This window comes from Phragmitibacter flavus, assembly GCF_005780165.1.
In the GTDB taxonomy this organism is placed as follows: domain Bacteria; phylum Verrucomicrobiota; class Verrucomicrobiia; order Verrucomicrobiales; family Verrucomicrobiaceae; genus Phragmitibacter; species Phragmitibacter flavus.
In genome coordinates this window covers 184,228-206,083 of sequence record NZ_VAUV01000007.1, presented here as the reverse complement: position 1 = coordinate 206,083, position 21,856 = coordinate 184,228, and the positions used below count along the sequence as shown (strand labels likewise).

Genomic DNA, 21,856 nt, shown 5'->3' with positions numbered 1-21,856 from the left:
AGTGCCCCCTTGCCCATCCTTTCCTTGACGTATGACCATGGCTCATCGCACCATTTCCACGACCGCCCTCGCCCTCCTGCTCGTCCTCGCCCAGAGTTCGCAAGCTGACCAACCGACGTTTGCGCCTCGATCCTTCGCCTATGTGCTGCAAGCCGATCAACTGAACAAAAATCGTGCTGAAGCAACCCAACAGCTCGCCACCAGCGACCGCGATCTGATCGTCATGGATCAGGCCTACAGCTCCACTGCCAACGGCGACTGGACCACGGAGGAGATCGCCACGATCCGAAGCGGCAAACCCGATCGACGTGTCGTAGCCTACTTGTCCATCGGCGAGGCGGAAGACTACCGCCCTTACTGGCAAAAACACTGGGACGCCGACAAAGATGGTCGCCCCGATCCAACCGCACCATCCTTCCTCAACATCGAAAATCCCGACTGGAAAGGCAACTATCGCGTGCGCTACTGGCAACCCGAATGGCAAAAAATCATCCTTCCGATCATCGACAGGATCGTCGCACAAGGATTTGACGGCATCTATCTCGACATTGTCGATGCCTATGAGTTCTACGAATACGATGCTCCAAAAAAAGCCTGGCTCGATCACCGTCCCAATCCTGAAACCGGCAACACCTACCGTCAGGACATGATTGCCTGGATCAGCGCGATTGCCGATCGGTCACGAACCCGGAAAAAGGATTTTTTGGTCATTCCCCAAAACGCGGCCTCGTTGCTTGAAGACAAAAACTACCGCGAACTCATCAGCGGCATTGCCATTGAAGATCTGTTTGTGGAGGACGCCACACTCCGCACTGAAAAGGAATCGCGCTACATCATCAGCTTTCTGGAAAAGCTCAAACCGCACAACAAACCCATCCTTGTGGTCGACTATCCCCAATCCGAGGCCATTCATGCCTCCGCCTTTGAACTCGCGGAAAAAAATGGCTTCGTCCTATTGCTCACCGACCGTCCATTAACCACCTTGGGCCAGTCCAAGTAGTCGCGGATCATCTCGGTCAACAGAATACAAATCACTCCCGCCTTAACGCATCCAGCAACTTCCCGCGCAAAGCCAGCGTCGCGGCCAGCCAGCAAACGATCAATCCAAACGCCAGAATCCCCAGATTCAACACCAGCAAAAATCCCACCGGCAGCGCGTTGCCACTTTGCGACACATTAGGCCAGACCGCCACCGCCGCGCTGACCAGGCCCAGCACCAGTCCGATCACCAACAATGCGACGTGTTCGCCAAATACCATGGACCGCAATACGCCGGGGCGGAATCCCAACGCCTGCATCAAACCAAACTCGCTGCGTCGTTCCAACACATTGCGCATCGCCAGCACGCCCAATCCCGCCGTTCCCAACAATACCCCCAGTCCCCCCAGCACCGTGAAAATCCCAATGTATGTGTTCTGAACCGCATTGAACGCCGCTAGGCGCTGCCCCGCTCCTTCCAAAGCAAGCCCACGTGATTCCAACTGCCTTGTCAGATGTGTCTGCACCTTCTCCGTGGCTGCCGAATCAGCCACATCCATCAAAAAAAACTGATACCCTGCCGCATCGGGATACTTCTTCAGATAGTCAGCTTCATTCACCACGATCTTGCCCTGCAACACACTGCCCGCCAGCAAGCCCACCAACTGAACCTTGAACACTTTTCCGCTCGCATCCGTGTAATCAAGCGTGTCGCCCACCCCCTTGCCCAAGCCCCACATCGCCGTGGCCTGATCCGCCACGGCCGGGATCGGAGCCTCCACCATCGCCGCCGTGCGCGAATGTCCAAGACATTGTTCCGGCGACTTCGTCAACAACTCCTCCCACCCGCCTTTGGCAAAAACAAATGCCCCACGGTCCACCATCAATTGCGGATTCACCGCCGTCAAAACCGGGGTCTGCGCACGGTTCAAATTCAAACAACTCGCATCATCTCCCTGCCTGACCCGAAACGGCACCACCTTCACTCCCGCTGCGGACATCAACTTGTCATCCAACGCAAACTCATCCCACGCCACCTCTGCATTCAAGTCCTCATACACCGGCAAGGTCGACTCCCCCAACAATGCAAATCCGCCGGTCCCTGAATCGCGCTTCGAATCATCTCCGCCTGCTCCAAGTCGGAATGCATTCACCGCGATCACCAAAAAGATCCCTCCGGCCATCATCCCCATCACTGCCAGACTCCGACCCGGTCTCCGGCAGATGTTGCGCACGCCGATTTGTCGCATGTTCGACGCCTGCTCTTTCGCCACCGGATTCAACCGCTTGCGAATCGCCATCAAGCCACCCGCCAGCAACAGAAAACCCGCGCCGAAAAACATGCCCGCCATTTCCTGAGGACTGGTCGCCTGCGAACCCATCCAAGACAATCCCACCGCCAGCAACACGCATCCCAACGGCAGCCACTTCAACAGCTTCATACCGGTGCCGCGTTTTTTCGCGCCCGCCACATTTTCGCCCTGCCAGGTATCGGTCAGCAAACCCCGCGCCGTCGCCTTGAACATCCTCCGACTCGACCACCACAACGTCCCGATGCTGGCCAGCACACTCGCCAAAAACGCGATCACCAGTGTCGTCGCACTCGTCCCATAAATCAGCTTCAACCCCACCGTTGCTTCCGACCACACCCCGTTCAGTCCCGCCAGCGCCAGTTTGGTATACGCCACCCCGCCCAACAGTCCCAACCCCGCCCCCACCAGCGCCACCAATGCTCCTTCACTCAACACCGCCCGACGCACCATCTTCGGTGTCCATCCGATCGCCAATAACAAACCCATCTGCGAAACGCGACGCTCGAGCGAAAACAGAAACAACAAACTTGAAAACACCAGGGCCGCCGCAATCAAAAACAAACTGAGCCCGATGAACAATCCCCCAAAATCCACGCTCCCCTCCGCGGCCGCCAACGCTGCTCCCCGCACATCCGTCGGCACCAATCCGATGTCCGCCAAGTTGAGGTGCTTCACCAACTCCGAACGCAAAGCCGCCTCGTCCTGGCCCGTGTCAGGAAAGCGAATCGAGGTCAAGTTGCCAAATCGATTCCCCCATAACTCCTGCCCCTTAGCCAGATCAATGAACGCCTTGGGTGTCCCGTGGTAGTCATCCCAATACTTCTCATCCTTGTCGCGGATTGCATCCAGCTTCACCGGAATCCCCGGCGTCCAGTCGCGACAATTGTCCACGTCCGACACCCCCGGAAAATTAGGCGTCCAGCTGCGGTTCACCAACGCATCGTCCATCGGCAAAATCGACGCCACCTTGAATGTCGCATTCTCTTCCTTCAGTTCCCGGCCCATCCCCACGGTGAAATAACGAATCGTGAAATCATCTCCCACTGCCAGATTTAGATCCTCTGCCAGCCATTGAGTGATCGTCGCTCGATCCCCCGCGCCTTCACGCTCACCCGCTGGGATCACCTTGGTCGATGCGGTCACCATGGAATATGGCGTGCGATTCTCCGACTTCGGCGAGTTCAATCCATTCACAAGATACGTCAGCACACCTTCGCTACCCGGCATCGCCTTCAACAACTTGTCCGCCACCACCTCATCCAGAAACACCCGGTCCGTGCTGATCTTCCAAGACTTCTCGCGTCCCTCCACCCGCTTCAACTGGAACGCGTAATCTTCCAATTTCACCTGTGCATCCACCGTCTTCGAACCGCCGGTCCCATCCAGCATCAGGTTCACCAAGCCCACCCGCTCCACCGCTTCCTGCAGTTCTTTCATCGGAACAAACAAGTTGTCCGGTGCCACCTGCGAAGCTGCCAGTTGAAAATTCCCAAACTGCTCACCGGTCACCACCTTGCCGACCTGACGCCGCAACACGATCTCCTCATTCGTGCTTCCCGAAAGCGGCGCATCGCGTGAAATCGCACTCGGTGCCTCAAACCTCACCACCACCGTATCACCCACTTTTAACTTTAACTTCGCAGCCAGCGACTCATTCAAGGCCACTTCATTGGCACCCAACTTCAGTTCCCCAATCTCCGATTCCGGACCGAGCTTCCAAAACGTTTCGTCGACTCCTAAAACCTGCACTGCGTTCGCCCTCGACTCACCACCACCCGTGCTCACGTTGCCTCGTATCAGCACCACCGGTGCCGCGTTCATTCCTCGCGCCAGCTCCTCAGTGAACCATCGATCGCCGCCCACCAGCGAGGTCTCGACCCCGCCCAACCTCTGCATCGCCGCCCGCTTCAAACTCGCCCTCACCGAGTCGCCCACCACCATCGAACCACTCAAAATCGCGCTCGCTAGAAACGCACCCACCAACAATCCAAGATGACTTTTCGCATAAAAGCGAAAACTCCGCCAAGCCAATCCACGTGCATTCATAATTTCCACAAAAACCTACTTCACGGATTCAAATTTGCCTTCGTGCAGTCTGAGCACGCGTTTCATCCTCTGCGCCTGATCCGGATTGTGTGAGACTAGCACTAAAGAAATGCCGAATTTCTCCGACATATTGATCATCAAATCAGTCAAAGTATTCGCGTTCGTCTCGTCCAGCGCTCCGGTCGGCTCATCCGCGAGAATCACTTTTGGTTGATTGATCAGAGCCCTGACCACCGCCACCCGCTGACGCTCGCCGCCCGACAATTGACCTGGAAACCACTTCAACCGTTGGTCCAAACCCACCAAAGAAAGCAGCTCCTTCGCCCGCTTTTCCACCACCGCAAAGTCCGGTTTCTCTGCCAATGCCTGAGCCGGCAAAAGCACATTCTCCATCACCGTGCATTGAGGAAGTAGGTGGTGCAGTTGAAAAATAAACCCGATTTTCTCACTGCGCAATTTGCTCAACTGAACAATGGAGCCCCCCTTGATCACCTCTCCATCAAAAACTATTTCGCCGCGATCGGGCTCATCCAAAGTTCCCAGCAGATTCAAAACGGTGCTTTTTCCACAACCCGAAGGACCAGTAATTGCCACCGATTCACCCGCTTCAATCACCAAGTTCGCATCACGCAAAATCTCGACCGCATTCGCCGAACCCGGCTCGCCGTAGGATTTGCTCACATTTCTCAATTCAAGAATCGGCATGGAATAAGATAAACGAAGGTTGCTCTGCCAAGTCAATCATTACGAACGCCAGTTACAGGAACTGACGACTTTCTCGTTTCAATGTGCCGCCCATCTCCTCGCGCTCAAAAGAACACCAATTTTTTTGTTGTGCATAAGTTGCATAAATTGCCGCACATTTTGCGTGCAGATTTACTAATACTAAGCAAATTCCCCAAGGCTCTCCCCTTCACCTCCTGAGGCATCAATCTCCAAATTAGTCACCCTCCTCCACATGAAACTCAACCAACTGCTCAAGCTGCCCTTACTGGCCCTGCTGCTCCCTCTCAGCCTTGGCAACGCAGGAACACTGCTGCGTTCTTCCAAATCCGCGAAATCGGAGAAAGAAGCCATCATCCCGGAGGGGGATCCCCTTTATCTCGGCACCATCACGGCTGGAGTCAAAGGCAACGACGAACAATTTGAAGGCAGCTTCTCCATCGTCGCGCCATTGTGGAGCACTTTGGGTGCCGATACCACGTTGAGCGGTGGCATGCTGTTTGCCGAGCCCTACCTTTCCCAGGGTGAGGGCGGAGTCACCGGTGCATCCCTCGGCCTCGGCTATCGTTACCTTTTCGGCAACCAATCCGTCGACCTGCTCACCGAGCATGACGGACATCAGGCAGGATTCATGGAGGAAGGATTCTTCATTGGAGCCAATGCATTCATCGACATGCTTCACACCCGGGCTGGAAATGAATTCTGGCAACTCGGCGTCGGCATTGAGGCTGGCACCCGTTATATTGAGGTTCGCGGCAACTACTACATCCCGCTCTCCGATCAACAACTCGCCGAAGAATTCCGCACCCGCGATGTCAATCAATCGTCCAGCACCCGCAACTTCAGCCGCACCACCGCGGCGAGCGATCCCTACGCCACTGGCAACACCATTGCGCAAGATGCATTGCTGACCAATTACGCCACCACCACCACCCGCACCACCACCATCGACCGTCTCTTCCACCGCTACGAGGAAGGCATGGAAGGCTGGGATGCCCAAATGGCGGTGCTCGTGCCATGGGTCGATCGCTACATGGACATCAAGCTCATTGGTGGTTACTACAGCTTCAAGAATCCCTTCAGCGCCTCCCAGGGTGGCAATGGCGACATCGAAGGTTGGAAAGCCGGCATCGAAATGCGCCCCGTTCCTGCCCTCATCATTTCCGGCACTTGGTATGAAGACGAGAAGCTCACGGGTTCCGACTGGACCGTCGGCGTTCAATTGCAGATTCCCTTTGAAGGCGGCGACCTCGGCGACGGCAAGGGCATGTGGGATCGCATCGGCGATGCCTTCAAAACCCGCCGCCGCCACCTTGCTGAACGCATGGCCGAGCCTGTGGCTCGTCAAAACGCCAACATCAATGTCGCCTCCGCCGTCCAGCTCGAGAAAGAAGACATTTCCACCAGGGTGCGTCGCGTCACTCGCGTGGTTTCCCAATCGAAACAACAACTCATCCTTGCCAGCGACCTCATCTTCGTCAACAGCGGCGGCACCATCGGCAACGGCATCGAAACCGGTGGCACGATGCTTGAAGACGGCACCGCAGAACTCCCCTTCGACACCATTCAGGAAGGGGCCGATCTCGCCAGCACCAGAAATTTGGAAACCCAGCGTGTGTGGAACGTCTACACCCAGGGTGCCCTCAATTTTGGCGGCACCAACTATCTTGAAAGCGTCAACGTCAGCGGCCCCACGCGCTTCATCAGCTCAATCACCCCGATTGTCAGCAGCCTCAACGGAGCCATCTTCGGCACCGGTGACCGCCCGGTTGTTGAAGGTGGATTCGCCGCTGATGCCGCCAAATTCATCGCAGGCAGCAGCGAAAACTCCTTCGCCATCCAGGGTTACGAAATCACCACCGGCTATGATCCCGCCGTCAACACGAGCGTCAAGATCGCCTCCACCCTCGCCGCCCAAGGCACTGGCATCTTCACCCTCGATGTCGCCGATGTCTTCATTAACGACAACATCGTCACCGGAACCGCAGGCACCGGTGTGGTGGTCATCAACCCATCCAACACGACTGCCATCATCACCAACAACGACATCATCGACAACGGCGGTAATGGGGTGCTGTTGATCTTCAACGATCCATTGAACCCTGGCTACGCCTTCCTGGAAGATAACGACATCGAAGACAATGATCGCAATGGCGTTTCCATCGTCGCAACCAACGGAGCCGAAGCCTTGGTTGAAATCATCAACAACAGCTTCACCGGCAACGACTTCAACGGCATTCGCACCCGCGTCCTCGGCGGGGCGATCCTCGAAGGCATCATCGCCGAAAACGACATCATCGGCAACGGTCGCAACGGCATCTCCAACACCGCCAGCCTCGGTGGTGAGTATGCGGTCGACATAATCGGTAACAACATCACCAGCAATACCGGCTCCGGCATTCGCAATCGCGCCAGCCTGGGTGGGGAAATCTCCGCAGACATTTCGTTCAACGAAATCTCCGCAAACGATCTGGACGGCATTCGCAACACCGTCCGCGCAGGCGGCGTTTACAGCGGTGCCATCACCTTCAACGATATCGACGACAACCTCGGCGATGGCATCCGCAACTTTGTGCGCGGACTGAGCCTCTACTCCGGCGAAGTTGAGTTCAACAACATCACCAACAGTGGCAACGACGGCATCGACTTCGAAGTCGGTCCCCTCGCCCTTTACTCCGGTTCCATTGCCAACAACTTCCTCGATGGCAACCAGGAAAACGGCATCGAAGGCGACGTCTACGGTTCCATCTTCAGCGGCGTCATCACCGGCAACGAAATTCTCGACAGCGGCGAAGACGGCATCAACATCGACCTAGGCCCGCTTGCCTTCTTCTTTGGCGGCATCACCAGCAACGAAATTCGCGGCAGCGATGACGATGGCATTGATCTCAGCATCGGCGGTGCCGCCTTCTTCGGCGGCCTCAGTGACAACCGCATCGACAACAGCGGTGGCGACGGCCTCGTCACTTCGGTGGGTCCGCTCGGACTTTTCGTCGGTGGCATCCACGACAACTTCATCACCCGCAGCGACAACGAAGGCATTGAAACGACGGTGGAAGACGGCGCTCTCTTCTTCGGAGGCATCCACAACAACATCGTGGCCTTCTCCGGCGAAACCGGCATCGACACCGAAATCTCCAACTTTACCGCATTCTTTGGCGGCATTCACAACAACCTCGTTGGCTTCAGTGAGGAAGACGGCATCTACACCTCCGTTGAAGGCGGTGCCTTCTTTGGCGGCATCTACGAAAACATCGTCGGCGTCAGCGGCGATGACGGCATCGACACCGATGTGGAAACCGCCCTCTTTTTCGGAGGCATCAACAACAACTTCGTCGCCTTCAGCGGCAACGACGGCATTCAGACCTCCCTTCAAACCGCTGGGTTTGCTGGTGGCATCAACGAAAACTTCGTCACCCGCAGCGGCGGCGATGGCATCGACACCGAGATGACCGCATCAACGTTCGATGGTGGCATCAATGACAACATCGTGCGCTTCAGTGATGCAAACGGCATCACCACCATCCTTAACCTCGCCAGCACCTTCAACGGTGGCATGGATGACAACACCGTCTTCACCTCCGGTCTCAACGGCATCAATCTCGAAGTCACTGGCGCCGAGTTCAACGGTGGCATTAACAACAATGAATCCACCAACAACAGTGGCGACGGCATCTACGCCAACATCTCCGCCGGCCAGTTGAACGGCGGCATCTCGGGCAACACCGCTTCCGACAACGGCGATGACGGCATTGAAGTGGATGCCGATCTGCTCGCCAATGTGGACTTTGGAATCAACGGCAACATCGTGAACGACAACTTCGACACCGGCATCCTCGTTGGCCTGTCCAGCGGTGCCACCTTCAACGGCAGCATCAACAGCAACCAGCTTTCCGGCAACGGCGGCAATGGCATCGACGTTGAAATCGACGGGATTGGCACCTTCTCCGGAAGCATCGGCGAAAATTTCATCAACAACACCGCTGGCTCTGCGATCTCATTCGTCATCGACGCCAGCCTCGGAGTCGATAGCGAGTTCATCGGCGCCGTCTACAGCAACGTCATTGATGGAGCTGGTCAGGGTGTTTACATATCCGTCGAAGGCGGTACCGCCGGAGGCGATGCCATCTTCCAAGGCTCCCTCTACTCCAACGAAATCTCCAACACCGTCGGCAACGGCATCGAAATCGATGTCTTCGGCGGAGACCTCGCCAGCGCCACTTTTGACGGGTCGGTGTTCAATAACACCCTGGAAAACATCGGAGGCACGGGCATCGTCGCTGACCTCGACGGCGGCCTTGCTGGTGGCCTCGCCTCGTTCACCCTAGGCATCAACAGCAACCGTCTCACCAATGTCACCGGCGACGGCATTGACGTTCAGTTGACCGGCGGCAGCCTCATCAGTCCGGTCAGCTTCGCAGGCGGCATCAATGGCAACATCTTGAACCAGATCGATGGCAACGGCATCATGGTTAACCTGACCGCCAACACGGGCACCACCAACACCGCCACCTTCAGCGGGGGCATCGGCACCAACGAACTTACCGTCATCGGTGGCATCGGCATTGATGTCGACATCATCGGTGCAAACGCCATCGTCATCGCCTCTGGCGGTTCCGCCTCGCTCTCCGGCGGCATCGTGGGCAACATCCTCACCACCATCGGGTCGTTCGGAATTGACGTGAACATGCTCGGAGGGAACTTTGCCGCGTTCTCCAACGGCGGCAATGCCACCCTCAACGGCGGCGTCCTCAACAACACCATCACGGATTCCATCGGCGTTGCCATCCGCGCCCAGGTTACCGGCGGCAATGGCTCAGGTGCGGGCCCAGCCTTTGGTGATGGTGGCGATGCCAACTTGAACGGCGGCATCACCGGGAATACCGGCGGTGAATCGACTGGAGAAGCCAACGGCAGCGGAAGTGCCGCCAACCGCGGAGAAGGCAACATCAATCCGTAAAATATCCGCCTAAGACTTTATCTTTCCGGGGTGATGCCAGTGCATTGCCCCGGATTTTCTATGCCTGAATCATGCCGGAGGACTGAAATCACCCCACCCGCCGCCACCGCTGCGATTTGAACTCATACCGCGGCAACGTCATCGCCTCCGCGACTCGCACCGGAATGCGCAGGGCGAAGGTGTCCTTCAAGCGTCCTTCGAGCCGACGTGCCAGTTGCGCCGCATCCTGACCACCATGCGCTTCGATCAACACTTCGATCTCCTCCATGCTGTCCACCCGGCGTTGTTCCACCATGAACTCGGCCACCTCGGGCATCCGCCTCACCACGTTTTCAATCGCACTTGGATAAATGTTCACGCCACGGATGACCACCATGTCATCGCAGCGTGCCAGGATCCCGCCTTCGAGGAACAACTGGCCATCAATCCGCTGCTTGCAGACCCAATCGCCGGTGCGATACCGGATCAACGGCGAAGCAACACGATCCAACGTCGTCAGCACCAGCTCGCCCTCATGTCCATCCGCCACCTCACGTCCCTCGCCATCCAGCACTTCGGCAAGGTAGGCATCTTCGATCACACACAGGCTTCCCTCGTGGTGTGGATCTTCATAACTCACCGGGCCCACCTCCGTCATGCCGTGGTGATCAAAGATCTGCGCCCCGCCCCACAACTCCCGAAGCCGTTGTCGCGTCGTCGGCAAACTTCCGCCCGCCTCACCGGCCACGATGATTTTCTTCACCGCCAGTTGATCCAACCCCACCCCGCTAGGAGCTCCGATGCTTTCGCCCAATCGCAGCGCATAAGTCGGCGTGCAACACAACACCGTCGCCTGATACCGCGCCATCGTCTCCAACCTTGCCGTGCTTGAAAGTCCCCCACCCGGCATTGCCAGATACTCACCTGCCGCTGCTTCAAAGGCCGTCCAAAATCCCAAAAAAGGACCAAACGAAAACGCGAAGAACACCCGGTCCTCCCCGCGCTTCAACCCTGCCGCACGAAACACCTGTCGCCAGCAGTCCAGCATGCGGTTCCAGCTCTCCGGCGTGTCGAGAACTGCCATGGGTTGACCACTGCTCGTGCCGCTCGTCTGGCAAAATCGCGTATACTCCGCCGATGGTCCGGTAAAATTGGAACCAAACGGCGCATGCATCAGCCGGTCATGCAGCAGATCGTCTTTGGTGGTAAACGGCAGCCTCGTAAAGTTGTGCCAGTTCAATTTGTAACCCGCAAGCCGACGACCATAAAAACTGTCCGTCATCCCGCGCACTAGGGAGAACAGTCGCTCCAGTTTTGCCTGCTGAAGGATCACGTCCGCCATGCGCTCAAATATGGGATCATCAGTGTTTCGCCTGCGCCGCCCCAGGCTTGGGAACCGGAGCTTGGGCCGAGGGACTAAACTTCGCCACCAAAAAAGCCCCGCCTGCCGCCATGAAAATCCCCAGAATGAAAGGCAATGGAATCGCCTTTAGTCCCCCTTCCGGCGGATGCATCATCATCCCCACAAAAGCATTCACAATCGGAGCCCCCGCAAACACAATCGGCATCACCGCCGCCGCTGGCGAAGCCACCTTCGCCGCCGCCGCCGCCCCCAGGGCAAGAATCAAGGTAAACGCCCCAATCGCTCCTGCGGTGCCGGCAAAGAAACTCCATGCGATCCCCTTGCCGTTAAAACTCCAGTTGGTGCCATTGCGCATCAACACAATCACCGGTCCCACAATGGCCACCACAAAATACGCCACCCCCACCAGCAGAAAAGCCTTCAACGAAGCATTCGGAGCCTCCGCCCCAAGCGGCATGTTGCTGCGTCCAATGTGCAAAAGCACCCCATACACCCCCCAAAACAGCACTGTCATCAGTGCAAATACCGGCCAAGACATGCGCTTTTTGGTTCCTTTCTCTTTCTGGTTCACGTGTTTAGTTTGGAATGAATCAATTTCTGCCCGGCCTCCAGATGCCACAGTCCGCGCCTCATGGCAATGGACGTTTCAACACTTCCGGCGGGGCTGCTTCAATCTTGCTGTAGATACGTTCGGGAATGTCCACTGCACGCATCTTCCTTGTCTCACGATCCTTGCGCACACACACCACCGCCATGTGACCCTGCGCGCAAAGCGAGCCATCCTGCTTGCGCACCCTGAACAAATAGCGCAGCGACTTGGAACGCACTTCTTCAATGATGATCTCCACCTGCACCTCGTCATCAAAAATCAATGGCGCATGGTAGTCACAAGAAGCATGCACCCGCGGCCATCCCACCCGTTCCTCATCCGGAAGGTCCTCCCGGCGCTCCACGATGCTCAAATCCACCGAACGAAAAAACGCATGCTCTGCCCGCTCTACAAATCGAAAAAAGTTCGCGAAATGCATGATGCCCGCCATGTCCGTGTCCGCGAACTGAACCCGGTCAGTGTAGATGAATCGATGCGCCATGAGGCGTCACGATGGAAAAGAATGCAGCAAAGATCAAGCTTGATTGTGAGCCTCTTCCACACATTGACCCCCCACTTCAATCGCGTTCGCCCCTTATTTTTTGCGTTCCACCATCACATCAGGCCGCCCCTGACGAAACGCCTCAATCTCCGTCCCGGAAAGGCCCGCGCGGTAAGAAATCTGCAACTCTTTGAGCGACTCCAACCCCGTCAGCGATGCCAGCGCAGCACGGTGAACTGCGGCATCACCTTCTCCAATCTCCAACCGATGGATGGCCCCCTGCGCCAGACCCGCCAATCCCGAATCCGGCAGCATCACCTCGTCAAGTGACAGCACTCTCAGCGCGGGCCAGCGTGCCATGGTCTCCAGTTGCGGTTCCGACAACTCCAGCCGCACCAATTGCAAACTCTCCAGTTGCGGCAGCGTCCCCAAACTCTGCAACATCCCCCCGTCCATCATTTTCACTGCATCATAATCATACAGCCGCATCGTCCGCAGACACTTGAATCCGCTCATCTCCACCTCGGATGCCAGCTGCGTGATGCTTAGGTAGACCTCACACAACTCCGGCAATCCTGATAACGACTCAACAAAACGTTTCTCCACGTTCTCGCACCCATGCAGGTGCAACGTTTTGAGTCCGCGTAATTCCAGCAACACGGGCAACACCCCATGATCCAGATAAGGAAGATTGGAAAGATGCAAGGACTCCAATTTCTTCAACTGCATCAAATGCAACAACCCCGCACTCCCAACTCCAGTCGAACCATCGACCGCGAAACTGACCAGACCTTTCACGCCCGCCACATGGACCATTGCCCCATCCGTTAAACTTTTGCACTGGTTGAGCGCCAGCATTTTCAGTCCTGGCAACTTTCCCAGCATCGATAGCGATGCATCCACCACCGTCGCGCCATAAAGCTCCAGTTGCTCCAGCCTTGTCAGGCCAGAAAGCATGTCCATATCCGTCTTGGAAACCGGAATCGTTCTTCCGCCCTGCGTTCCCATCTTCACGCCCACCAGCTCAAACGAACCCGGCGGAAGGTCATTCTCCTCCCAAACCTCCCATCGCTCCACCCCTTGCTCGATGGTCACCTTTCCCCCTTTGCTCAACACCATCAATGCCGCCGTTCGATTCAACTGGGAGTCTTCGCCACCAGACGGTGGCAGTGGCTGGGTTTGAGCCTGTGATGAACCGGCTGATCCTTCCGCCAGACTCGAAAACACCGGCTTCAGTTCCGGGCTCGCCTCCACCATGACCAAGCTCTCGTCTGCTGTCTCCTTTACCCCGTTCCAAACCACAAGCGACCCAATCCCCATGCTCATAAAAGCCACCACTAACCCACCTGCCATCAACACTTTGCGTGACGCCTTCTTGCTCGGAAGCACGGAATGCCCCTCAGCGGTCCCAACCGGTTCCACCGGCATCAGCGTCTGCCACTTTAAAGGCTGTAAAGTGAACGACTTCGGCATCGCCGCCGTGCTCACCAGTTCACCTTCCCTCACCAACGGAGCGGTCAGAATCTTGTCCAGGTCCTGCCGGATTTCCGCAGCACTCTGGTAGCGATCCTCCCTCTCCGTCTCCATCGCATGATTGATGATGTCGTCAAACCGAGGATCACTGCTCACCTTGGTGCTCGCCCCCTTGAACCGACCGCGCGGAATCTCGCCGGTCAGCATGTGATACAGCATCACCCCCACCGCATACAAATCCGCACGATGGTCCGCGCTGATCCCCAGCATCAACGCTTCCGGCGCGGCGTAATCCGGCGTGCCCATCGTCATTCTGGTGCTCGTCAAACCCGACAACCCATCCTGATCCACCGCCTTGGCCAGACCGAAATCTGCCACCTTCACCTGGCCATCGCGATCAATCAGCACGTTCGCCGGTTTGATGTCGCGATGAATCACCCCACGATTGTGCGCATAACTCAATGCATCACACACATGTGCAGCAATCGTCAAGGCCACCTGGGGCGACAACTTCCCGCGCGCCTTCACCAAATCCGCCACGTCCGTCCCCTCCACATACTCCATCACAAAATAGAGCAGATGCTCACGCGTCTCGCCGAAATCATACACATCCACAATCGCCGGATGATTCATCCTCGCCATCGTCTTCGCTTCATTCTGAAAACGCTGCACAAAGTTTGCATCATTCTCATCCAGAATATCTCCCGGCAACACCTTGATCGCCACGATCCTATCGAGAGACTTTTGCCTTGCCTTGTAGACCGCGCCCATGCCTCCGCGACCAATCAAAGCGATGAACTCATATTGCGGCAAAAGCGACTGCATGCGCTCGATCGTCGGCGGATCCCAGTGCACCGAAGGTCTCGTTCCCGACGTTGGTCCCGAACCCAAATCCACATGATCTGTAGGACGCGTCTCGATGGGACCCAATCCCAGCTCAAGCATCTGTCTCAAGCGAGCATCCAGTTGCTCGCTTTCATGAGGATCTTCAGGCGTCATGGAAATTCTCGCATTCTGACCTGTAACGGAATGAACAGTGCTCAACCCAAGGGTAAAGCGCAGCTTTCATTCCAACGAAATCGCTATTTTCACGTCGTCAAAATAGATCGGCGTTCCCGAATACGGAGTCGCCCACAACGAACACTTGCCCTGTCCCCGCAACGTCGCGTCTTCATGAACCATCTGCCCTTCCGTCGGCTCCTCCACCCCATCCGCCCAGGCCTTCGCCGTGATTGTCCATTGTTTCTCCCCCAGCTGCTTCACCTCCAGTTTCACATGAAACCATGCCTCATTCGGCCACTCCAACGGCACCGACTTCACCACCTCATCAGACTTCGTCAACTGCAACTGCTTCTGTGCCGGGGCCACCACCAGACGATACCCGCTTTGCCCATGCACCCCGATGCTGTATCTCGGTAAACTCCGCCCCTTCCTGCTTGAAAAGACCTTGGCCTGAATGCTCGCGCTTCCCCGGGCCGAATCCCCCAACAACACGCAGGCTTCCACCAGCTCCCCCACCTCCGCCACCAGCGCTTTGTTTCCATCCTTCGCCGTGATCGAAAACTTCCCGTCCACCACAAACGCCTCCTCCTTCGGCTGCCCCTCCGGCCAGTCGTCGAAGTTGAACTCGAATGACTTCGACTCCGCCTGAACGCTGGCGATGCCAAACAACAAAAGGAAAGCGGCAAATTTTATCATCTTCGTGATCATCATCATAACAGTCGCTGAAAAAGCTACATAGGAAAACGCCGCCAGTCACTCATTCCCCTCAACAATTTTCCCCGCTTCCCATCCTCGCCCCGCAATGCCCTCTCGTTCAAGCACTTCACATCCTGCCATCGCCATCCACCAACCCCACCGTCTCCAGTCCAGACAGTTTCTTTTCCCCTTTCCACCTCCCCACGCTGTGCTACGCTCTTCAACGCGATTTTCTGCCCTTCCGCCATCATGTCACGCCCCAAGATTAGCCTTCCCAACCCTCGATTTTCCCGAGCATCCTGGCTCGCGCTTCTGCTCACTCCGCTTTTGCTCACCTCTTGCCTGGAGAAGCTTGAACAATTCCTTCCCAAACCACCCCCCAAAGCCGTCCAGATTGAAGAGCCCCCACTTACTGAAGAAGAAAAACGTTTGCAGGACACCCTTGCCACCTCCGACGTGCTCACCCCGATCGACGTTGAAGTTCCCAAAGCCGTCGAGTTCGAACTGAACAAATCCTCGGTCGTTTCCCTGCTTCTCTACCACGACTTCACCCCCCGCATCCCACGCAACGAAATGACCATCAGCGTGCCGAAGTTCCGCGCCCAGATGCAGGCCCTCAAAGACGCGGAAATCCCCGTCATTTCCATGTCCGACCTCCTCGCCTGGAAACGCGGCGAAAAAAACATCCCTGACAACGCCGTGGTCATTACCATTGACGACGGCTGGCTGGGCACCTACGAACACGCCTTTCCGGTCCTCAAGGAGTTTAACTACCCCTTCGTCCTCTACCTCTACAAAAAATTCGTCGGCACCGGCGGTCGATCCATGACCCTGGAACAGGTCAGGGACATGCTTGCCCATGGGGGTGAACTCGGCAGTCACACCCTCTCCCACGACGCCCTCGCCCTCGGCAAACGCGGTCGCAACGCCGAACAATATCAGGCCTGGCTTCAGGCTGAAATCGGCGACTCGAAAACATGGATCGAATCCACCTTCGGCGTCACCTGCACCACCCTCGCCTACCCCTACGGAAACAAAAACGAAGAAGTCGTCAAATTCACCCTAGACACCGGTTATGAAGCCGCCGTCACCGTCAATCCCCAAAAAACCACCTGGGACACGCCCAACGGCGAAATCCCTCGATTCACCCAACTGGGCGACAGCGACGGCAACTTTAAACTGGCCACCAGCTTCCGCGGACTCGGCGCCGCAATTGCCGACAGCAAGTTCATCAAAACCGACGCCGTGAATGAGAAGGGCGAAAAACTCGTCGAGCTGTTGCCCGCTCCCAACAGCACGATCACCGAAAGGCGCCCCGTGCTGCAAGCCGACCTCTCGCGCATCGGTCCCGTGCTTCCCGAAAGCATTGTGCTCCGCATCGCCGGCTTCGGCACCGTCCCGGCCATCTTCGATCCCAACTCCCAGATCATCAGCTATCGCGTTCCCCAACGCATTCGACTCGAGTCCTGCAGCGCCACGCTCACCTTCCGCCGCGTCGGAGCCGACAAGGACGAGATTCTCAACTGGCAGTTCAACATCGACCGCAACGCCAGCTACGCTCCCCAAACCGAATTCGATACCGGATCGAAAGAGACCGCCGCCCGCTGATTCCGACTCCGATCCCATCCGATCACCACCTCCCACTCATCCATGTTCTCCAGCCTTCAGGAAAAACTCGAATCCACATTCAAAAAGCTCCGTGGACACGGCAAGATCAGCGAAAGCAACGTCACCGATGCCCTGCGCGAAATCCGCCTCGCCCTGCTTGAGGCCGACGTCGAATTCAAAGTCTCCAAAGACCTGATCGAAGCCGTCCGCACCCAGGCCCTCGGCCAGGAAGTCCTCCGTTCCGTCTCGCCCGGACAACAGATTGTCAAAATTTTCCACGACGAGTTGGTCAAACTTCTCGGCTCAGAAACTGCCACCCTCAACTTCAGCGATCCGCAACGATTGCTGATTGTCGGCCTCAACGGCGCTGGTAAAACGACCACCTCCGGCAAGCTCGCCGCCCATCTAAAGAAGCAGGGCAAACGTCCCCTGCTCATCGCTTGCGACGTTTTCCGACCCGCCGCCGTCAAGCAACTCGCCGTCCTCGGCGAGAGCATCGGCGTTCCCGTCTATCAGCCCGCCGAAGGCGAAAGAGATCCGATCAAAGTTGCCAGGGACGCCCTCAAGTGGATCGACCAACAAGGCGGCGGCACCGCCATCTTCGATACCGCCGGTCGACAGGAAATCGACGCCGCGCTTCTCGAAGAACTGGTGCATCTTCGGGATGTCATCCAGCCCAAGGAAGTTCTCCTCGTTGCCGACGCCGCCACCGGCCAGCAGGCCGTCAACGTCGCCACCACTTTCCACGAAGCCGTCGGCGTCACCGGCCTCATCATGACCCGACTCGATGGCGACGCCCGCGGTGGTGCCGTCCTCTCGATGAAACAGGTGACCGGACAGCCGATCAAGTTCATCGGTGTCGGCGAGAAGATCGAGCAGTTCGAAGTCTTCCATCCCGACCGCATGGCCCAGCGCATCCTCGGCATGGGCGACGTCGTCAGCCTGGTCGAAAAAGCCGCCGAACAGATCGATGAAGCCGAAGCCATGCGCATGGCCAAACGCATGGAGGAAAACAAGTTCGACTTCACCGACTTCCTCAATCAGATGAAGTTCATGCGTAAACTGGGTCCCCTCGAAGGCATCATGGGCATGATCCCCGGCATGAGCAAAATGAAGGACATGAACGTCGATGAAAAGCGCATCCGCCACGTCGAAGCCATCATCCTCAGCATGACGCCCAAAGAGCGCACCAAGCCCGACATCATCAACGGCAGCCGCCGCAAACGCATCGCCAACGGCAGCGGTCGCAGCGTCATGGAGGTGAACCAGCTTCTCAAGCAGTTCGACATGATGCGCAACATGATGAAAAACAAAGGCATGATGCGCAACCTTGCCGGCAGCATGATGGGCGGCGGAGGTCTGCCCGCCGGAATGCCTGGAATGCCCGGCATGGGCGGCGGCAAAATGGGCAAACCCAAGCGCCCCAAACAATTCCGATTTTAATCAAAAAGTAGAAGGTCCGTCCCGGGCCTTTCATTCCTCACTCCTCAAACTCCAGATACAGCGTCGGGGGACGCAACATGGGATGCTCGTTGCCGGCAAAACCGTGGACCACACCGCCACCTCCAATCTCCGAGGTTTCGCGCACCACCATCAAAGTAGCAAACCGGTTTCGATCATCATTCAAGAACGTTCTCAACGCCTCTCCAGACAGCGAAAAGGCCCCATCCAACACCCCCGCCGGCATCGTGAACGAACCCAGTTTCACCGCCTTGCTCAAGTCAGCCCCTGCCCCATCAACATCGTTCGCGGGGGCACTGGACCACTGCAAATCGTCCGACCGCCATTGATCCAAAGAGTCATCATTCACCCCGTAAACCGCGAAGACCGCGTCGGGCAGCAATGACGCATAACCCCAACCCGTCGCTTCAAACATCAGCGTCAAATTCGCCGACTTCACTTTGCGGTCGCCCAGCTTGGTCAAATCAAATCCCAACCAAGCTTTGCGTCGAAAACTTGGTCGATCACAATATTTGAGGATCAACAATTGCTTCGAAAAATGCAGATCCGTTCCCGGCGACCATGCATACCCTGCACGCCCGCCTCCTTCTGCCGTGCTCAGCATCATCACCCCGGCCCCCTCCGGGACCTGATGCCTTCGACTCAGTGCGCCCGTGTCATCTTCCTCCCGCTCGCTTCTTTCAAAATCGCCATTTCCCACTTGAGCCCCCTGCCTCGTCAGCAACTCCAGACTCCTCCCACTCACATGATGCTGCAACTCCACCTTGCCATCAAACACCCTCACTTGCGCCACGCCTTCCCCGCCAACACTCACCCCGAAATCGGTGCCATGATCCACCAGCCTCGCATGCCTGGTATCCACCACGAATCCCACTGCTTGAGGCGGCACGTGCGCCGTGAGGGTTCCTTCATGAAGAAAACACTTTTCGGCGTTCACGATCTCCAGCTCCGCCGGTCCCTCCATGGTCACTCTAGCACCCCGATCAAACTCAATCGTCGCCAGCCCTGCCGCCAGTTTCAATCGTCCTGCCGCAATGCTCACGCCCGGCACGGTGGGCAACCGGTTGCCATCCCACCTCGCTCCTTTCACCTCCACCAACCGGGCATAGGTCACCTGCGTCGGGACATGCCATCGACCAAATGCCCAACCCAATCCCATCAATACAAAAGCCGCCGCAATCGGCAACCAATGCGGCAACCCTCGTCTCTTGCGAATTGGCATCGAAGCGGTGGGTTCCAACTTGAGCACTTCGGAAAGCGTCTCCACCTGCCGAAATGTCGACTCCTGCAAAACTCCGTGCAGGTGCAGGTGCTCCACATAAGCAACCCTCGCCTCCTGCGAAGACAGGACCAGATGCTCCAACCTCGCCTGATCTTTCGCTGTCAACCGCCCGTCCAGCATCCGGTTCGCCAGCTCAACAACTTCTTTCACTTCCTCACGATCTTGGTTCATAACCCTCCTCCTCAATCATTAATGATTTTTCCACACACTGATGAAGCGCCTGCCGCACCCGGCTCAACTGACGATAAATTGCCGCCACCGTCCGCTGCAACTTCGACGCCATGTCATCCAGCGAACACTGCTCTGCATATCGCAAATGCAGCACCTGCCGGTGATCCCCCGGCAGCTTCGCCAGGCATTCCTGCAACAACTGATCCCGACGCATCAATACCGGTTCGTGATTCTCATACTCATCCGCCACCACATTCAAAAACTGCTCCGAAAACTCCAGCCGGTCGCGCTTCTTGCGTTTCCTAAAAGCCAGCACCTGATGAAATGCCACCTTGCGCGACCACGCCGCAAAATTGGTGCCCCGCTCAAATTGATCAAATGCCCGCCACAAACGCAGCTTCGTTTCCTGCAACACATCATCCGCATCTTGGGCATGCGGAATTAGCGCGCGCAGGTAGCCACGAAGCAGACGCTCGTGTCTGCCCAGCAAAAAAACAAACTCCTCCGTCGGATCAGGTGCGCTCATCACCCACTCTAGTCCGACGAAGTCAGATTTGGACAAAACTTTCTTTCCAGCCCCGTCCTACTCTCCCAAAAGCTTTTCCCTCTGCGCCAGTTTCAAATCGGACTTCGCCATGATCTGAACCAACTCCTTAAAGGTCACCTTCGGCTCCCAACCTAAAATCTGACGGGCTTTTGCCGGATCACCAATCAGCAACTCCACCTCAGCCGGACGGAAATAGCTCGGCGAAACCTTCACCCGCACCACTCCATCCTTGTCACGTCCGACCTCATCCACGCCCTCGCCTTCAAAGGTCAAATCAATCCCCACCGCGCTGAATGCATGTTCGCAAAATTCACGAACCGTGTGCATTTCATTGGTCGCACAAACATAATCGCCCGGCTCCGGCTGCTGCAAAATCTGCCACATCATCTCCGTGTATTCTGGAGCAAAACCCCAGTCACGCTGCGAGTCAAGGTTGCCAAGCTCCAGCACATCCTGCAATCCTTCGCTGATCCGACCCGCTGCGCGGGTGATCTTGCGCGTCACAAAAGTCTCTCCACGACGGGGTGACTCATGGTTAAACAAGATCCCGTTCGAAGCATGCAAGCCATAAGACTCGCGGTAGTTCACCACGATCCAATACGCATACAACTTCGCGACTCCATAAGGCGAGCGGGGGTAAAACGGCGTCTTCTCGGTTTGTGGAACCTCCTGCACCAAACCATACAGCTCACTCGTCGAAGCCTGGTAAAAGCGAGCCCGCTTTTCCAGTCCCGTCTCTTTAATGGCATCAAGAAAACGCAAAGTGCCAACACCATCCACTTCTGCCGTGTATTCGGGCACTTCAAACGAGACCTTCACATGACTCTGTGCCCCCAAATTGTAAACCTCGTTAGGCGCAATCTTCTCAAGAAGACGGTTCAAGTTGCTGGAGTCAATCAAATCCCCGTGATGAAGAAACAGCCGCTCGCGATGAATGGCGGGATCGTTCAGCAAATGCTCAATCCGCTGCGTGTTGAAGTTGCTCGCACGGCGAATCATCCCATGCACCGTATAGCCCTTGGCCAGTAGTTGTTCCGTTAAATATGAGCCGTCTTGTCCGGTGATCCCGGTGATGAGTGCGGTGGGCATTGGTGTGCTAATAGTTGAAAAAATAATCAGTGATTCATTAGCGGGTTTAATTCAAATAGACGCGCAAATTGTGC

Annotated in this window: 14 protein-coding genes; 4 read left to right on the top strand and 10 right to left on the bottom strand. The window is 56.7% G+C overall.

All coding sequences use genetic code 11. The features are described 5' to 3' along the window. The first annotated feature begins 37 nt into the window (after window positions 1–37). On the top strand, window positions 38–1,000 hold the full coding sequence (locus FEM03_RS10750; RefSeq protein ID WP_166442779.1) for an MJ1477/TM1410 family putative glycoside hydrolase: 963 nt from the start codon (window positions 38–40) through the stop codon (window positions 998–1,000). Window positions 1,001–1,031: 31 nt separating this feature from the next. Here the strand turns inward: FEM03_RS10750 and FEM03_RS10745 are convergent, their stop codons facing one another. Together FEM03_RS10745 and FEM03_RS10740 are read right to left on the bottom strand one after the other, a co-directional pair. Beyond that, complete coding sequence (locus tag FEM03_RS10745; RefSeq protein ID WP_138086254.1) at window positions 1,032–4,337, bottom strand: FtsX-like permease family protein; 3,306 nt, start codon at window positions 4,335–4,337, stop codon at window positions 1,032–1,034. 15 nt (window positions 4,338–4,352) lie between these two features. Continuing rightward, a complete protein-coding gene (locus FEM03_RS10740) occupies window positions 4,353–5,042 on the bottom strand; it encodes an ABC transporter ATP-binding protein (RefSeq protein WP_138086253.1) in 690 nt (229 codons plus the stop codon). A gap of 253 nt (window positions 5,043–5,295) precedes the next feature. Here FEM03_RS10740 and FEM03_RS10735 point away from each other — a divergent pair, with 253 nt between their 5' ends. Continuing rightward, window positions 5,296–10,020 carry an inverse autotransporter beta domain-containing protein gene (locus tag FEM03_RS10735; RefSeq protein WP_138086252.1) on the top strand — a complete coding sequence of 1,575 codons (4,725 nt, stop codon included), beginning with the start codon at window positions 5,296–5,298 and terminating at the stop codon, window positions 10,018–10,020. A gap of 88 nt (window positions 10,021–10,108) precedes the next feature. Here the strand turns inward: FEM03_RS10735 and FEM03_RS10730 are convergent, their stop codons facing one another. The 5 genes from FEM03_RS10730 to FEM03_RS10710 form a co-directional block, all read right to left on the bottom strand. Continuing rightward, the gene (locus FEM03_RS10730; RefSeq protein ID WP_138086251.1) at window positions 10,109–11,341 is read right to left on the bottom strand and encodes a phenylacetate--CoA ligase family protein; all 1,233 of its coding nucleotides are present in this window, start codon (window positions 11,339–11,341) and stop codon (window positions 10,109–10,111) included. 19 nt (window positions 11,342–11,360) lie between these two features. Further along, entirely contained in the window at window positions 11,361–11,876 is a 516-nt protein-coding gene (locus tag FEM03_RS10725) for a hypothetical protein (protein ID WP_206170962.1), read from the bottom strand. A 115-nt stretch (window positions 11,877–11,991) separates the two neighbouring features. Then, a complete protein-coding gene (locus tag FEM03_RS10720; RefSeq protein WP_138086250.1) occupies window positions 11,992–12,453 on the bottom strand; it encodes an acyl-CoA thioesterase in 462 nt (153 codons plus the stop codon). A 93-nt stretch (window positions 12,454–12,546) separates the two neighbouring features. Further along, window positions 12,547–14,751: a serine/threonine-protein kinase gene (locus tag FEM03_RS10715; protein WP_206170961.1), complete on the bottom strand. Its 2,205-nt coding sequence runs from the start codon at window positions 14,749–14,751 to the stop codon at window positions 12,547–12,549. Window positions 14,752–14,991: 240 nt separating this feature from the next. Next, window positions 14,992–15,642 carry a hypothetical protein gene (locus FEM03_RS10710; RefSeq protein WP_138086248.1) on the bottom strand — a complete coding sequence of 217 codons (651 nt, stop codon included), beginning with the start codon at window positions 15,640–15,642 and terminating at the stop codon, window positions 14,992–14,994. A gap of 309 nt (window positions 15,643–15,951) precedes the next feature. Between FEM03_RS10710 and FEM03_RS10705 the strand changes: the two genes are divergently transcribed. Both FEM03_RS10705 and ffh read left to right on the top strand, forming a co-directional pair. After that, complete coding sequence (locus tag FEM03_RS10705) at window positions 15,952–17,232, top strand: polysaccharide deacetylase family protein (protein WP_166442778.1); 1,281 nt, start codon at window positions 15,952–15,954, stop codon at window positions 17,230–17,232. A gap of 42 nt (window positions 17,233–17,274) precedes the next feature. Then, window positions 17,275–18,675 (top strand): signal recognition particle protein, encoded by a 1,401-nt coding sequence (gene ffh, locus FEM03_RS10700; RefSeq protein ID WP_138086246.1) that lies wholly within the window; start codon window positions 17,275–17,277, stop codon window positions 18,673–18,675. A 37-nt stretch (window positions 18,676–18,712) separates the two neighbouring features. Here the strand turns inward: ffh and FEM03_RS10695 are convergent, their stop codons facing one another. The 3 genes from FEM03_RS10695 to gmd are packed head-to-tail and all read right to left on the bottom strand — an operon-like array spanning window position 18,713 to window position 21,782. After that, window positions 18,713–20,146: a FecR domain-containing protein gene (locus FEM03_RS10695; protein ID WP_138086245.1), complete on the bottom strand. Its 1,434-nt coding sequence runs from the start codon at window positions 20,144–20,146 to the stop codon at window positions 18,713–18,715. Next, complete coding sequence (locus tag FEM03_RS10690) at window positions 20,130–20,672, bottom strand: sigma-70 family RNA polymerase sigma factor (protein ID WP_138086244.1); 543 nt, start codon at window positions 20,670–20,672, stop codon at window positions 20,130–20,132. The genes FEM03_RS10695 and FEM03_RS10690 overlap by 17 nt, the downstream gene beginning before the upstream one ends. A 57-nt stretch (window positions 20,673–20,729) precedes the next feature. After that, entirely contained in the window at window positions 20,730–21,782 is a 1,053-nt protein-coding gene (gmd, locus tag FEM03_RS10685) for a GDP-mannose 4,6-dehydratase (RefSeq protein ID WP_138086243.1), read from the bottom strand. Window positions 21,783–21,856 lie beyond the last annotated feature (74 nt).